The 409-nt window shown below is 69.2% G+C and carries 1 pseudogene; it reads right to left on the reverse strand.

Going from position 1 to position 409, the window contains the following annotated elements:
- Positions 1-267: pseudogene (locus IH48_RS0132450) on the reverse strand (hypothetical protein); the annotation flags it as partial.
- Positions 268-409: the final 142 nt, after the last annotated feature.

Consider the following 409-nt stretch of genomic DNA (forward strand, 5'->3'; position numbering starts at 1 on the left):
CATCAGGAGCTTGCCGGGCCGGCCGCTGCCCTGGACGGCCTCCACGAAGAGGAGTCGGCGGTCGGTGAGCACCCAGTACATGGGGCGCGGCTGCGCGATGGCGATGACGGCGCCGGCGGTGAGCGCGCCGACCACCGCCGTGGTGAGCACCCGGCGCTTGGCGGAGACCGAGCCGACCTTGGCGAGCGAGGCGAGTTCGGCCTGCTCGCCCTGGGTCAGCAAGGGGCCCACGGCGTCGAGGAGTTGCTTCTTGCGTCTGTTGTTCATGACCGTCCGTACGAGAAATGACGAGAGATGACGGGAAGTGACGCGGGCTCACGCATGAACCCGTGCCTGACCTGCGGCTTTCCGCAGGGTGCAGGAGAGGAGCGTACGGGCGGGCGCACACAGCGGGCGCAAAGGCGAAGTC

This window comes from Streptomyces sp. NRRL F-5126 (assembly GCF_000721265.1).
GTDB lineage: Bacteria > Actinomycetota > Actinomycetes > Streptomycetales > Streptomycetaceae > Streptomyces.